General features: G+C 65.7%; 14 protein-coding genes. 1 reads left to right on the top strand and 13 read right to left on the bottom strand.

What is annotated here, in order from left to right; genetic code table 11:
• Positions 1-4 precede the first annotated feature (4 nt).
• The 12 genes from ACFYOW_RS29435 to ACFYOW_RS29380 all read right to left on the bottom strand — a co-directional run bounded on the left by ACFYOW_RS29435 (position 5) and on the right by ACFYOW_RS29380 (position 11,030).
• On the bottom strand, positions 5-526 hold the full coding sequence (locus tag ACFYOW_RS29435; protein WP_387293333.1) for a hypothetical protein: 522 nt from the start codon (positions 524-526) through the stop codon (positions 5-7).
• A gap of 194 nt (positions 527-720) precedes the next feature.
• Positions 721-1,602, bottom strand: a complete 882-nt coding sequence (locus ACFYOW_RS29430; protein WP_387293331.1) for an alpha/beta fold hydrolase — start codon at positions 1,600-1,602, stop codon at positions 721-723.
• 104 nt (positions 1,603-1,706) lie between these two features.
• Entirely contained in the window at positions 1,707-3,155 is a 1,449-nt protein-coding gene (locus ACFYOW_RS29425; RefSeq protein ID WP_387293329.1) for an aldehyde dehydrogenase, read from the bottom strand.
• Positions 3,156-3,157: 2 nt separating this feature from the next.
• The gene (locus tag ACFYOW_RS29420) at positions 3,158-4,426 is read right to left on the bottom strand and encodes an amidohydrolase family protein (protein ID WP_387293327.1); all 1,269 of its coding nucleotides are present in this window, start codon (positions 4,424-4,426) and stop codon (positions 3,158-3,160) included.
• A complete protein-coding gene (locus ACFYOW_RS29415) occupies positions 4,423-4,758 on the bottom strand; it encodes a hypothetical protein (protein WP_387293325.1) in 336 nt (111 codons plus the stop codon). The genes ACFYOW_RS29420 and ACFYOW_RS29415 overlap by 4 nt, the downstream gene beginning before the upstream one ends.
• Positions 4,755-6,029: an aromatic ring-hydroxylating dioxygenase subunit alpha gene (locus ACFYOW_RS29410; protein WP_387293323.1), complete on the bottom strand. Its 1,275-nt coding sequence runs from the start codon at positions 6,027-6,029 to the stop codon at positions 4,755-4,757. Before ACFYOW_RS29410 ends, ACFYOW_RS29415 begins: the two co-directional genes overlap by 4 nt.
• A gap of 38 nt (positions 6,030-6,067) precedes the next feature.
• A complete protein-coding gene (locus tag ACFYOW_RS29405) occupies positions 6,068-6,907 on the bottom strand; it encodes a TauD/TfdA dioxygenase family protein (protein ID WP_387293321.1) in 840 nt (279 codons plus the stop codon).
• A gap of 27 nt (positions 6,908-6,934) precedes the next feature.
• A complete protein-coding gene (locus ACFYOW_RS29400) occupies positions 6,935-7,270 on the bottom strand; it encodes a hypothetical protein (protein WP_387293319.1) in 336 nt (111 codons plus the stop codon).
• A gap of 5 nt (positions 7,271-7,275) precedes the next feature.
• Positions 7,276-8,541, bottom strand: a complete 1,266-nt coding sequence (locus ACFYOW_RS29395; protein ID WP_387293317.1) for an aromatic ring-hydroxylating dioxygenase subunit alpha — start codon at positions 8,539-8,541, stop codon at positions 7,276-7,278.
• The gene (locus ACFYOW_RS29390) at positions 8,538-9,155 is read right to left on the bottom strand and encodes a carboxymuconolactone decarboxylase family protein (RefSeq protein WP_387293315.1); all 618 of its coding nucleotides are present in this window, start codon (positions 9,153-9,155) and stop codon (positions 8,538-8,540) included. The genes ACFYOW_RS29395 and ACFYOW_RS29390 overlap by 4 nt, the downstream gene beginning before the upstream one ends.
• Positions 9,152-9,952 (bottom strand): SDR family NAD(P)-dependent oxidoreductase, encoded by an 801-nt coding sequence (locus ACFYOW_RS29385; RefSeq protein WP_387293313.1) that lies wholly within the window; start codon positions 9,950-9,952, stop codon positions 9,152-9,154. Before ACFYOW_RS29385 ends, ACFYOW_RS29390 begins: the two co-directional genes overlap by 4 nt.
• Before the next feature lie 13 nt (positions 9,953-9,965).
• Positions 9,966-11,030 carry a 2Fe-2S iron-sulfur cluster-binding protein gene (locus ACFYOW_RS29380; RefSeq protein ID WP_387293310.1) on the bottom strand — a complete coding sequence of 355 codons (1,065 nt, stop codon included), beginning with the start codon at positions 11,028-11,030 and terminating at the stop codon, positions 9,966-9,968.
• 240 nt (positions 11,031-11,270) lie between these two features.
• Between ACFYOW_RS29380 and ACFYOW_RS29375 the strand changes: the two genes are divergently transcribed.
• Complete coding sequence (locus ACFYOW_RS29375; RefSeq protein WP_387293308.1) at positions 11,271-11,900, top strand: TetR/AcrR family transcriptional regulator; 630 nt, start codon at positions 11,271-11,273, stop codon at positions 11,898-11,900.
• 25 nt (positions 11,901-11,925) lie between these two features.
• Here the strand turns inward: ACFYOW_RS29375 and ACFYOW_RS29370 are convergent, their stop codons facing one another.
• Positions 11,926-13,173: a hypothetical protein gene (locus ACFYOW_RS29370; protein ID WP_387293306.1), complete on the bottom strand. Its 1,248-nt coding sequence runs from the start codon at positions 13,171-13,173 to the stop codon at positions 11,926-11,928.
• Positions 13,174-13,176: the final 3 nt, after the last annotated feature.

Raw genomic sequence — 13,176 nt, 5'->3', positions numbered from 1 at the left:
GTGCTTATCTCGGCGAGGTGGTGGGCGCGCCGGATCCATCGGTCCGGCCGTCTTGCGGGACGGGCGTGGTGATGCCGACTATCGCCCCGAGCGACGCCCCGAGTGCCCCGCCGAGCACGGCGGCAGGTCCGGCTACGACGGCGACACCAACGGCCGCACCGAGGAGCGGGCCGACAACCAATCCGGTCGGCATGAACGGGATGCCGACGATGAACCCGGCGGCCGCGCCGGCCATTGCGGCGGCTATCGCGACGGGCGCGGACACGCCCGCGGCGATGCCTGCCCCAATTGCCGCACCGACGCCCGCGTCGACCGCGGTGGCGGTGCACCGGCCGGGATCTACCGGGACGCGTTCGCAGAACTCCTGGATCGGCTGCTGATCCACGGCAGGCGGCGCGTCCGGCGCGTCCACCGTCTGGATTCGGGTCCACGACGGGATGGCAGGTGCCTGCGCGGTGGCATCCGGGGATGCGTTCGCTACTCCGGTGCCGAGGACAACCGCAAGTGGCAATATGCTCGCAATCAATATCGGACGTGATCCACGCCAACGACCGGCTTCCGGCATTCCGCACCTCCTGGACGTCTACCTCTTGGTTTGTCGACCTCGAGCATTTGTCGCACGTTGCGGCGCAGACAGCTTAAGCGGCCGACGCGGCCGGATCAGGGATAACTGTCAAATCCCGTATGTCACCGCAAATCTGCGGCTATGCCCAGGCGTCCTCAGCGTTTGTGCCATTCGATGATCGCGGAGACGATCTCATCGGCGGCGTCTTCTTGGATGTAGTGACCGGCGCCTTCGAGCAGGACGGTTCGATGGTCGGCGAAGAGCTGCTCCCACCGGCGGCGTTCGGTTGCGCGGAACGCGACGTCCTTCGTGCCCCACACCAGCAATGCCGGGCGGTCGCGGACGGCCTCCAGTCCCTGCTCGACTTCGGCGAGCAACGTTCTGCTGCCGAGGATTTCGCGAGGGAACACGTGCACCGGCTTACGTGATTCCGGCGTCGGGAACGGACCACGGTAGGCATCCATCACTGCTGGTGACAGTTTCTTGGGCCGGACACCCGCGGGAATGATCCGCTCGACGAAGAAGTTGCGGCGCAGGATCAGCCAGCCGCCGATCGGGCCGCCCAGGAACCGTGAGAACGCCTGGGTGCCCGGATCGGATTTGGGCCAAGCCCAGGTGTTCCCGATCACGAACGCGGCGAATCGGTCGGGGTGTCGGGTGGCAACGGCGAATCCGATCGGGCCACCCCAGTCCTGCACCAGCAGTGTCGCATCGCGCAGGTCGAGTCGCGTGAGGAGTTGCTCGACCACATGGGCATGCTCGGCTGGAGTGAATCCGTATCCGGGGGCCGCCTGGGAGAGCCCGAAACCGGGATAGTCGACGGCGATACAGCGGAACCGATCTCGTAAGCCGATGATCACGTCCCGATAGAGGAACGACCACGTCGGATTGCCGTGCAGCATGATCAGCGGCGGGCCGCTGCCCTCGTCCACGTAGTGCACCCGTGAACCGTCGATCTCATCGAAGTGGTCTGCGAACGGGTACAGGTCCGCGGGGATCCAGGCCGGTCTAGCGGGGATCTCGGCGTTGCTTTCCATCGCGCATCGTCTCCTTCCCGCAGGGGTTGGTCAACGAGAATTCTGCTCCGATTCGGATCGAGCGGGGTGCAATCGGTTGACGTGTTTGTTGCCCCGGGGTTATTTCATGGCTTGGCGATGGAGACCGATTTGGTGTCGAGGAATCCGTCGAGGCCCTCTCGGCCGAACTCACGACCGATGCCGCTGTCCTTGACTCCGCCGAAGGGCGCGGCCGGGTCCATACTGTAGGGCTGGTTGATTCCCAGTGTGCCGCTGCGGATTTGGCGCGATATCGCCAGGCCGCGGTCTATGTCGGGTGTCCAGACCGAGCCGGAGAGTCCGTAGGCGCTGGCGTTGGCGAGCCGAATGGCCTCCGCGTCGTCGCGGTAGGCGATGATGCTGAGGACCGGACCGAAGATTTCCTCCTGGGCGATGCGCATCGAATTGTCGACATCGGCGAAGAGGGTGGGCCGGATGTACCAGCCGCGGTCGATCCCTTCGGGTAGCTCGGGGCCGCCGACCAGCAGCCGGGCGCCTTCGTGTCGTCCCTGGTCGATGTAGTCGCGCACGCGTTGTTGCTGACGGCGGGCGACCATCGGCCCGATCTGGGTGGTGGGATCGTGTGGGTCGCCGACGGTGAGCCCATCGACCATATGCGCCAACGCGTCGGTGAATTCGCGGTACCGCTTGTGCGGCAACAGAATTCGGGTCTGTGCGACACATGCCTGTCCGCTGTTCATCAGGCCCGCCACGGTCATGCCGGCGGCGACGGCTTCGGGATCGGCATCGTCGAGTACGACCGCGGCGGATTTGCCGCCGAGTTCGAGGCTGACCTTGCGCAGCGCGGAGCCACAGGCCGCGGCGACCTGCCGACCGGCAGCAGTGGAGCCGGTGAAGGACACCTTGTCCACGCCCGGGTGTGATACCAGGTATCGGCCGACCTCGCGATCGCCGGGCAGGATACTCACTACGCCAGGTGGCAGGTCGAGCTCGGCGAGCAACTCGGCCATGAGGTTGGCGTCCAGCGCCGTCTCCGGTGACGGTTTGAGCACGACCGTGCATCCCGCGAGCAGCGCGGGCACCAGTTTCACCACAGTAAGGAACATCGGCATATTCCACGGGATGATGGCGGCGACCACGCCGACGGGCTCTCGGTAGACGGCGATGTCCGCGCCGAAGGAGCCGCGCCTGGTCTCCTGCCAGGGGTGTTCGGCGGCCAGGTCGGCGAAGGCGCCGATCATGGCGCCCGGCAGCCGGGCCTGCGCGGATCGGGCGAAGGTGATCGGCGCCCCCATCTCGGTGGTGATCAGCTGGGCGATCTCCTCCCGCCGCGGTTCGTAGCGGGCGGCCAGCTCGCGGACGATCGCAATCCGGTCGTCCGGGTCCAGCCGGGGCCACGGGCCGCTATCGAAGGCCGCCCGCGCGGCCGACACCGCGCGGTCGACATCCGCGGCCGCCGCCGCGGGCACTCGGGCGACGGGTTGCTCGGTGTGCGGGGAGATCACATCGATCGTGTCGGTGCCGCTGGGTTCGACCCAGTCGCCACCGATGAACAGCTGCTGCCGTGTCGGCATGGTTACCTCGGTTGGGAGTTCGCAGGTCGGATGTGTTTGACGAAGCGGCCGTCTTTCATGACGAATCGCACATCCTGCACCATGGTGATGTCGGTGGTCGGGTCGCCGGGGACGGCGATGATATCGGCGAGCAGACCGGGTGCGAGCCGCCCACGATCGTCGACGCCGATCAGTTCGGCGCTGGTGACGGTGGCGGCGCGCAGCGCTTGGGCCGGCGTCATGCCCCGGTCGACCAGGGCCCACAGTTCCTTGGCGTTGTCTCCGTGCGGCACCGCGGGTGCGTCGGTGCCGCATGCGATCTTGACTCCGGCCCGGATCGCCTTGCGCAGGGTTTCCCGCGCCTTGGGGAAGACCTCGGCGGCCTTCTTCCGCAGTGCGGGAGCGGCTTTGGAGACATCCAATCCTTCGGACAGGTAGCTGGTCGGCACCAGGAAGGTGCCGTGCTCGACCATCATCGCGATGGTGTCGTCGCTGGCCAGCGAGCCGTGCTCGATGCAGTCGACCCCGGCCCGGATGCACGCTCGGATCCCGGCGTCGCCGTGTGCGTGGGCGGCGACCCGGACGCCGGCGCGGTGCGCCTCGTCGACGATGGCGGCGAGTTCCTCGTCGGAGTACTGCTGGGCACCGGCCACGGTACCGTGCGACATCACCCCGCCCGAGGCCGAGATCTTGATGACCTCGGCGCCGTATTTGATCTGGTAGCGCACCGATTCGCGCACCTGGGGCACGCCGTTGGCGCGGCCTTCCTCCACGCTGAGCGGCATGATGTGGGGGGCAAGGCGTTGGAACATGGTGGGGTCGAGGTGCCCGCCGGTCGGAGTAATGGCATGCCCGGCCGCCACGATGCGTGGCCCTTCGACCCACCCCTGCTCGATGGCGCGAGCCAGATCGACATCGAGCAGGTAGCCGCCGGTCTTCACCATCAGTCCGAGGTTGCGGACGGTGGTGAATCCGGCGTGCAGCGTGGTGCGGGCGTTGATGGTGGCCCGCAACGTCCGGTACACCGGGTCGTCCTGCACTCCGTGCATGGGGTTCGGCAACCCAGACGGGTTGTCGGGACCACCGATGAGCAGGTTGATCTCCATATCCATCAACCCCGGCAGCAGGGTGAGGTCACCCAGATCGACGATCTGCGCCTCGGGGGGCGGCTGCGCCGGGTCGAGGGCGGTGATGGTGTTGTCTTCCACCACGATCGAGGCGGGGGAGTGGACCTCGCCGGTGTCGACATCGACCCGGCGCGCCGCACGCAGCACGATGGGACGTCCGCTCATGGCACCGGCTCGATGACGCAATCCAGCGCTGCCGCACCGGTGTCGGGCACTCGCGGCTGGCTCCACACCTCCACCGGGAACGACACGGTGATCATCGAATACAGCAGATACAGCAGGTTCTGCACCTGGTCGGGCAGGTCGTCCAGCGGGAACTTGTCGCAGTAGGCGATCACATCCTCGGCGCGCGGGGTGATCGCGTCGTAGAACTCCTGCAGTTCGAGCATCGTGGCGGCCACGCGCCGGGCATAGCGTTCGCGTTCGCTGGGCAGACACCAGGCCTGGGCGTACGGCTCCAGATCGGCGAATTCGCTGGGCAGCAGGGTCTCGGTCATCGCTGCGCCACCTCCGCACGCTCACGCCGGTAGTCCTCGACCCAGTCGCCTGCGACCTTGTGCAGGTGCCGCAGCAGGATCTCCTGGTCGTTCAACGGAAAGGCGTTCACCGCACGGGATTCCAGCATAATCTGCGTCGCCTCCAGGGTGCTGCTGTCCTGCAGCCCGTATTCCTTGAAGGTCACCGCGGCCATCTCGTGCGCGACCCGTTCGCGCGCGGTCCGAGCCGGTGCGAAATATATGTTGCCTTCGAAGATGTGGGTGTTATACGAGGTCGGCCAGTAGTGGTAGGTGAGATACCAGCCGCTGGACCAGATCAGGATCACGAAGTTGGGCCACAGCTGGAACGAGTCGAGACCCCACGGGTCGCAGCCGGCGGGATTGAGTCCGGCGGGCATCGGCCCCAGATCGGGCTGGTCCCACGGGCCGAACAGGCCGCTGCGGGTGATGTCTTCCATCGGTTTGCGCATCTCGGGGTCGAGCTCCCATGTGACCACTCCGGAGGTGCTGACCAGGCGATGCGGTCCGTCGAGCTGATAGTGCGGCGCCTCGAAACCGGCCTGCTGCGCGGCGATCGAGTAGTTGTCCGGAGTCTGTTTTCCGTGCAGTATCGGCGCGTGATAGAACTCCTGGAAGGCGTCCATGTACAGCTTCCAGTTGGCTCCCACGTCGGACCGGAAGCAGAACCGCTCGGTCAGCTTGTCGAAGGGATAGCCCTCCAGACCGGTGACCATCGGCCCGAGAAATTCGCGCAGCGTCTGGCGCGGTTGCGGGGCGAGGTTGACGAAAATGAATCCCGACCAGACCTCGCAGTGCACTCGGACGAGGCCGTGCTCGCTCTTGTCCAGGTCGAAGAATTCCTCTTCCTGCTGCACGAAATTCAGCGCGCCGTCCAGCCCGTACCGCCAGCCGTGATACTTACAGGTGAATTGGCGGCACGTCCCGGATACCTCGTCGCGCGGAATCTCGTCCCAGACCAGTTTGTTGCCGCGGTGGCGGCAGATGTTGTGGAAGGCGTTGATATTTCCCTCGCGGTCGCGCACGACGATGACCGAGGTGTACGCCGCGGCGATCTCCTTGGTGAAATAGCTGCCGGTGCGCGGAAGCTGTTCGACACGACCGACATTGAGCCAGGCGCGTTTGAAGATCGCTTCACGTTCGAGTTCGAAGAACTCCGGTGAGATGGAGTCCTCGTAGGACATCGGCGCAGTGCCCAGTTCTGGATAGTGCTGGGTCCAGCTGCCTTCGGCGGGTTTGGGCCATCGGGGCATCGTGTTCTCCTGGGGTGAATAGGTGTCGGCGGCAGGGGTCACCGGATCGGTTCGTCGCCGAGTACGGTGGTGCGCAACATTTCTCGCGGTGAATCCCGGTCGTAGGGTGTCGCGCGGTGGATGACGCCGCGGTTGTCCCAGATCACCGTGTCGCCGACGGACCACCTGTGGCGGTAGACGTGCTCGGGCGCGGTGCAGCGCCGCAGCAGATCGTCCAGCAGCGCCCGGCTCTGCGCCGGGTCCATCCCGACGACATGGTCGGTCGAGGCGCCCAGCACCAGGGAACGGCGACCCGACTTGTGCGTCCAGATCAGCGGATGCTCTTTCGACGGGCGGCGATGCCACGCGGCCAACTGCTCGGGCGTGGGGTCCGGCGTGGCCGAACGCTGCGAGGCCTCGAGCGAATGCACGACACGCAGCGACGCCAGCCGCGTGCGGTCCGATTCGCTCAGATCATCGAATGCCTTGTAGGTGGAGGCGAATTCGGTTTCCCCGCCGGTGGCGGCCACCGCCTTCGCCGAGAGCATGGTGGCCATCTGCGGGTAGGCGTCGTCCTGGGGAGTGCACCCGTCGATATGCCAGTCGAACGTCGCGCGCAGATAGCTCGCCGAGGAGTTCTTGGTGGCGTCGAGGCTGACCCGGTAGATGCCCGCGACCGGATGGTGGCCGGGCTCGGTGTCGATCGGCCCGAGTTTGCGGCAGAACGCCACCTGGGTTTCCGGATCCAGGTGCAGATCGCGAAAGACCAGTACGCCATGGTTTTCGAGGGCTGCCAGCACGGTGTCGGCGACGTCGTCATCGGTCAACAGCTGTTCGTGGTCGACACCTTTGACCTCAGCGCCTACGTCGGGGCCGAGTTTGTCGATGGTGATCGTCATGTCGGAGATCCTTTGCGGGGCTTGGCATTACGGATGCGGCTCGGCGACCCGGTACATTTCGGCGTCGGCGCAGTCGGTGGGTTTGGTCTGCTGGAAGATCTCGACCGCCATGGCGACCATCGCCAGCGAATACACCAGCCGCAGCAGGTGCATGGCGTCGTCGGGCAGCTCCTCGAGCGGGAACTTGTCGCAATAGTTGATGGCTTCGTCGAGCCGGGGGAGCAGCGCGTCGTGGAAATCGACCAGCTCCGGCATCGAGCTGGCCATGCGGCGCGCCCAGCGTTCGGATTCCGTTGCCAGGCACCAGGTTTGCGCGTATCGCTCGAATTCGGCGAATTCCGGTGGCAGCAGGTTCTCGGCCATGTCGTTCACACCTTCGCGAGATCGTGCCGGTACGCCTCGACCCAGTCGGCGACCGCTTTATGGAAGTGCCGCACCAGGATTTCCTGGTCGTTGACGGGGAAACGGGACAGCCCGGCGGCACGGTACGCGGATTCCAGGGCGGTCTGCGTTCCGGTCAGCATGCCCGCGTCCTGCAAGGCGAATTCCTTGAACACCACGGACGCGACCTCGTGCTCCACGCGTTCACGGACGGTACGTGCCGGTTGGAAGCACAGCATGCCTTCGAACCGGTGCGTGTTGTAGGAGGTCGGCCAGTAGCGGTAGAGCAGATACCAGCCGCGGTAGATGAGGATCTCGATATTGGGGAAGATCTGGAAGTTGTCGATTCCCCACGGTTCTACCCGCCCCGGATTCAGACCCGGCGGCATCTCACCGAGTTCCGGCGATTCCCACGGTCCGACCAGGCCGCTGCGCGTGATCCGCTCGATCGGATACATATATTCCGGCGGCAGCGTCCAGCGGCGAGCGCCGCCGGTGGACACCATGCGATGCGGGCCGTCGATCTGGAAATGCGCGCATTCGAAACCATTTCCGGTGCGAACCGCGCTCGGTATCTGCTGCGGATGCAATCCGGGGACGTGGTAGTACTCCTGGAAGGCATCGGCGAACAGCTTCCAGTTGCTGCGATTGTCGGCCTCGAACTCGTACCACTCGGTCATCGCCTCGAAGGGGTAGCCGTCGAGTCCGGTGATCATGGGGCCAAGGAATTCGCGCAGCGTCTGGCGGGGCTCGGGATCGAGGTTGACGAAGATGAAACCCGCCCACACGTCACAATGCACCGGGGTGAGTCCGTACTCCTTCTTGTCCAGGCCGAAGAACTCCCCCTCCTGCTGCACGAAATTCAGTGCGCCGTCGAGACCGTACCGCCAGCCGTGGTACTTACAGGTGAACTGGCGGCAGGTGCCTGCGGCTTCCTTGCGCGGGAATTCGTCCCAGACCAGCTTGTTGCCCCGATGACGGCACACATTGTGGAAAGCGTTGATCTCCCCATCGCGGTCACGCGCGACGATGACCGAGGTGTGTGCGGCATCGATTTCCTTGGTGAAATAGCTGCCGGTGCGCGGAAGCTGTTCGATCCGGCCGACATTGAGCCAGGCGCGTTTGAAGATCGCGTCGCGCTCGAGTTCGAAGAACTCCGGGGACACCGAGTCCTCGAACGAGATCGCCGCGGTGCCGAGCTCGGGATAGTGCTGGGTCCAGCTGCCCTCGGCGGGCTTTGGCCATCGACTCACAGTCGTTCCTCCATTTCCGGTAGTGCGGGACCGGTCTGATCCATGCCGGGGTCGAGTTGCAGGTCGACGCTGTTGAACACCAGCGCCAGGCAGAGATACGACCCCGCCACGAACAGGACCTCGATCAGTTGCCGGGCGTCGAAATGCCGGGCCAGACCCGCCCAGGTGCCATCGCCGACGCGATACCGGTCGAGCAACTCGTCGACCGCGGTCAGCAGCAGCCGCTCCACCGGTGACCAGACCTCGGTCGCGGGCCCCCGGGCAATCGCTGCGATCTGCTCGTCGTGCATGCCGCACGCGGTCGCCAACCGCACATGCTGGGCCCATTCGTAGGTCGAACGGCTGCGCCAGGCGATCCGAAGGATCAGCAGTTCCCGGTATCGGGGATCGAGCGCGGGTTGCTCCAGCAGGACCCCGTTGTAGGCCAGCCAGGCACCGGCCAGCTCGGCGTGATGTCCCAATATCCCAAGCACATTCGGCATCTGCGGGGCGTTGCGACTGCCGGTCAGATAGCGGTCGGCCAGCTTCACCCGTCCGCGCAGCATGGCCCGCGCGCGCTCGTCCCACTGTTCGGGCGGCAGCGGCGCCAGGCGGGGCGTGGAGGTCGTGGTCATATGACGGACCCGCCGTTCACACCCAGCACCTGTCCGGTGATGTACCCGGCCTGCTCGGAGCACAGGAACAGGCAGGCCGCCGCGATGTCGTCCCCGGTACCCAGGTGACCGACCGGGATCGCCCTGGCCATGGTGTCGTTGTCCGGGAGATGTCCGGCCGCCTGCGACCAGCGGGACATGGGAGTGTCGATGCCCGAGGGCGGGATGGTGTTGACGGTGATGCCGCACGCGGCGTATTCCCTGGCCAACGCCTTGGTCATCGCGACGACGCCGCCCTTGGCCGCGGTGTAGTGGACCATTCCCGGCGATCCACGCTGCGCACTCGACGACGAGATCGTCACGATGCGCCCCCACCCGGCGGCCAGCATGTCCGGGACAGCGGCCTGCACGCAGTGGAACGTCCCGGTCAGATTCACCGCGAGCACCCGGTTCCATTCGTCCGCCGAGATTTCGGTGAACGACGCGAAACCGACCAAACCCGCACTGGTGACCAGTATTTCGACGGGACCGAATTCCGCGCGCACCTTGCGCAGCGCCTCCTCGACCGCGTGGCGATCCACCACGTCCACCTCGCACGCCATCGCGTCGCCGCCGTCGGCCCGCAGTTCCTCGGCCGCGCGCTGTGCGGCGGCGCCGTCGATGTCCAGGACGGCGGTGCGGTAGCCGTGTTCGGCGAATACCCGGCAGATGGACAATCCCATCCCGGAGGCTCCGCCGGTCACGACGGCCACGCGCTCGATCCGGCGTTGCCCGGTTTCGGTTGATCGGCCCCGGTCGGCCGTGGGGTTGTTCGTCATTCGATTCGTACCTTTACTCGTAGACCACGCGCACTACGGGACCGATGGGAAATGCCTGGCAGGTGAGGACCCACCCGTCGGCCACCTCGTCGGGTGTGAGCGCCTCGTTGTGGCGCATCGCCGCACTGCCCTCGACGACCTGCGCGATACAGGTCGCGCAACTGCCCGCCTCGCACGACGACGGCGGACGCAGCCCCAGCGCGCGAGCCGTCTGCAGGATCGTCGCTCCCGGGCGATGCGTACCGGTGGTAGTAGTGCGTCCGCACCGGATGGTCAGCTCCGCAGGTGTCGATGTGTCCACATCGCTGGGCGGTGACTGCACCGGGGTGAATCGCTCGGAATGGACCCGCTCGGTGTCGACCCCGCCGGTGGCGAGCACGCTTTCGACAAGTTCCATGAAAGGCTCTGGGCCACAGACGAAGTACTCGGCATCACCAGCGGTTTCCCCGCCGACGGTGTCCAGCCACTGCTCGATGGTCGCGCGGTCCACCACGTCGGCATCGCAATCGTGATGGAAGGTGACCGCGAACCGCGGGCCGTATCGTTCGGCCAGCTCGACCAAGTCCCGCCGGAAGATCACCGATTCGTGATCGCGATTGGCGTAGAGCAAGCGCACGCGCCGCGGCGAGGTCGCCAGCACCGTCTTGACGATGGAGAACACCGGTGTGATCCCGCTGCCACCGGCGAACGCGACTACCTCGCCGTCTCGGGCATCGAGCACGAATCCGCCTGCGGGGGTGCTGGTTTCGACCTCGTCGCCCACGGTCAGCACATCGTTCATCCAGTTCGACACCACCCCGCCCGGCATCCGCTTGACGGTGACCTGAGCGAGCGCGTCGACCGCGGGTGCGGACGACAACGAATACGAGCGGTAGTGCTCCTGTCCGTCGACGACCACTCGGAACGTCAAGAACTGCCCCGCTCGATAGGCGTAGCGGGGCGGAACCTCGAGAACGAACGACCGAGTATCCGGGGTCTCCTGTACGACCCGGGTGATCCGCACGCGATGTAGGCCGCGCGCGGCCGAGGGTTCCGTTTTCACAGCAAGTGCCGGGATCAGTGCCACGAGCAACACCACATTCTCAACTCGACCCGCGACGAATCTGCCCGTCGACGAGGTCTCGGTCCTGCCGGAGCGCTGCTCCGGGGCGGTTAATCGACTGATTAATTAATCGATCGATTAAGATATACGACAGACCGTTCTCGCCTGTCAATAGCCCTCCGGCGGAGGCGCGTTCACATACAGCCCGGACGAGGAAGCAGCAAACCGCCATACACTGGGCGAAAGGGTGATCGTGTGTCCGTAGGAGGCCACCAGATGAAGCCGGGCCGCACCGCGGATCCCGAGAACTCCGCAACACGTGCGGCGCTGCTCGACGCGGCCGAGCAGATCATGCTCGAGGAGGGCTACGCCGCCGTGACCACCCGGCGGTTGGCGACCCGCGCAGGCGCGAACTCCGCGCTCGTCTACTACTACTTCGGCAATATGGACAATCTGTTCATCGAATTGTTCCGGCGCGGGGCCGAACGCAGCTATCAGCGCCAGATCGAGGCGCTGGCCTCCGCGCAGCCGCTGTGGGCACTGTGGGAATCGATCCACGACCAGTCCCAGACGGCGCTGACGATGGAATTCATCGCCCTGGCCAACCATCGCAAAGCAATCCGAACCGAAATCGCCGAATCCTCCAAGCGATTTCGCAAACTACAGCTCGACGCGGTGTCGAAAGTCATGGCGGACTACGGCTTCGAATCCGACACCTACACGCCCGGCGCCGTAGTGCTGCTGATGTCCAGCATCTCGAGGTTCCTGCGCATGGAGGAGGCCTTCGACGTCGATGCCGGCCACCGCGACGCGACCGAGCTCATCGAGAACCTCCTGCGCGACCTCGAAGGTGAACGCCGACCCACCCCGGCAACCGCAACGCCGCGCCTCGGCAAGTCCAGCTGAACCGGTCGGAACTCCATCGCTGTTATCAGGCGGTGAGCGTTACCTCGGACCACAGGTCACCGTTCACGGCAACCTTGCCGGGGACGGCATCGGGAGCCGTGTCGGCTCGTATGACGGTGTGATCGTGACTCACCAGCGAATCGACCAGCGATTTCTTCGGAATGGTCTTCGCCCAGCGCTTGACCAGTCCGAACGGAATCATCGCGTAACCCTCTGTCTGCCAATCCTGTTCGACGAAACGCCGGGGTGTGGCATTGTGCGAACCGTGATGTCCGACCTTGTAGAAGGCCAGGCGGGACATGAGATCGACATTGCGCGGATCGGACAGGACATGCTCCCATGCGCCCTGCTGCGCGTCCCCCGGGAATAGCAACCGGGTTCCGGCGATATCCAGCACGAAGAAGACACTGGTGTTGTTGACCGCGTTCTCGAGAATCGAGGCGGCGCGCAGCAGTCGATCGTCATCGTCGACGAGATCGTCCAGGTCCAGATCCGCCTTCGCCTGAAGCAGGCGGTCCGGCAGGGTATTCCGCGCGATATAGCGACGGTTGAACAGCGGCGTCGGCCCGCCGTCGCTCGCCGCGGACGCGCCCGCGCGTACCAGGGGCCACGATTGCTTCGCAGGCGGATCCATGCGCTTCAGGAATCGGGCATCCCGCGGCGGCCCGAGGATATGTGCGACGAGCCCGACGCGATCCACGGCGATCGTATTCTCGGTTTCGTCCTTGCTCGGCAGGTACCGCACCCGGTGGGGTGCGGCGAATCCACTGAAATTGCGGCCGAGGAGACGATCGGTCGCGGCGGCATTGCCCTGCGAGTTCACCGCGAATGCCTGTGCCTGTTCGACGCTCGCCGACATGCGACGCCCGTTGCCGCGCCGGTCGATCAGCGCGAGCAGACCGTTCGCGGCATCGACCTGCCCGCTGCGGATCCGTCGCGCGTCTTTGTCGTCGGGGTCCTCGACGAATGGCACCCAAACCTCGTCCACGGTCACCTGTTCCCATTCCCGGCAGGCGAATCCGGTGATGTGATCGGCGTGGTGATGGGTGGCGACCACGATGTCCAGATGCGGTCGGTGGTGCGGATCGGCCTCGGTGAGGTCGGCGATGATGGCCTGCACGGAGTCGCGGATCGGGCGGGCTCGGCCCTGGCTGTGCACGCCGCAGTCGACCAGCATGCGCCAGGTTTCGTGCTTGCGCCGCACCGTCACGGTGAAGGCGTCGCCGAATCCGACGTTGTACATCCGAACGGCAATTGTTGTCGGCGTTGACATTTC

This window comes from Nocardia sp. NPDC006982 (assembly GCF_042869435.1).
Classification (GTDB): domain Bacteria; phylum Actinomycetota; class Actinomycetes; order Mycobacteriales; family Mycobacteriaceae; genus Nocardia.
The sequence above is the reverse complement of the archived record's forward strand: the minus strand, read 5'-3'. Positions and strand labels throughout refer to the sequence as shown.

Bases quoted from the DNA above. Each gene is read 5' to 3' on its own strand.
- ACFYOW_RS29430 (WP_387293331.1), bottom strand. From the start codon at position 1,602: ATGGAAAGCAACGCCGAGATCCCCGCTAGACCGGCCTGGATCCCCGCG.
- ACFYOW_RS29425 (WP_387293329.1), bottom strand. From the start codon at position 3,155: ATGCCGACACGGCAGCAGCTGTTCATCGGTGGCGACTGGGTCGAACCC.
- ACFYOW_RS29420 (WP_387293327.1), bottom strand. From the start codon at position 4,426: ATGAGCGGACGTCCCATCGTGCTGCGTGCGGCGCGCCGGGTCGATGTC.
- ACFYOW_RS29415 (WP_387293325.1), bottom strand. From the start codon at position 4,758: ATGACCGAGACCCTGCTGCCCAGCGAATTCGCCGATCTGGAGCCGTAC.
- ACFYOW_RS29410 (WP_387293323.1), bottom strand. From the start codon at position 6,029: ATGCCCCGATGGCCCAAACCCGCCGAAGGCAGCTGGACCCAGCACTAT.
- ACFYOW_RS29405 (WP_387293321.1), bottom strand. From the start codon at position 6,907: ATGACGATCACCATCGACAAACTCGGCCCCGACGTAGGCGCTGAGGTC.
- ACFYOW_RS29400 (WP_387293319.1), bottom strand. From the start codon at position 7,270: ATGGCCGAGAACCTGCTGCCACCGGAATTCGCCGAATTCGAGCGATAC.
- ACFYOW_RS29390 (WP_387293315.1), bottom strand. From the start codon at position 9,155: ATGACCACGACCTCCACGCCCCGCCTGGCGCCGCTGCCGCCCGAACAG.
- ACFYOW_RS29385 (WP_387293313.1), bottom strand. From the start codon at position 9,952: ATGACGAACAACCCCACGGCCGACCGGGGCCGATCAACCGAAACCGGG.
- ACFYOW_RS29375 (WP_387293308.1), top strand. From the start codon at position 11,271: ATGAAGCCGGGCCGCACCGCGGATCCCGAGAACTCCGCAACACGTGCG.
- ACFYOW_RS29370 (WP_387293306.1), bottom strand. From the start codon at position 13,173: ATGTCAACGCCGACAACAATTGCCGTTCGGATGTACAACGTCGGATTC.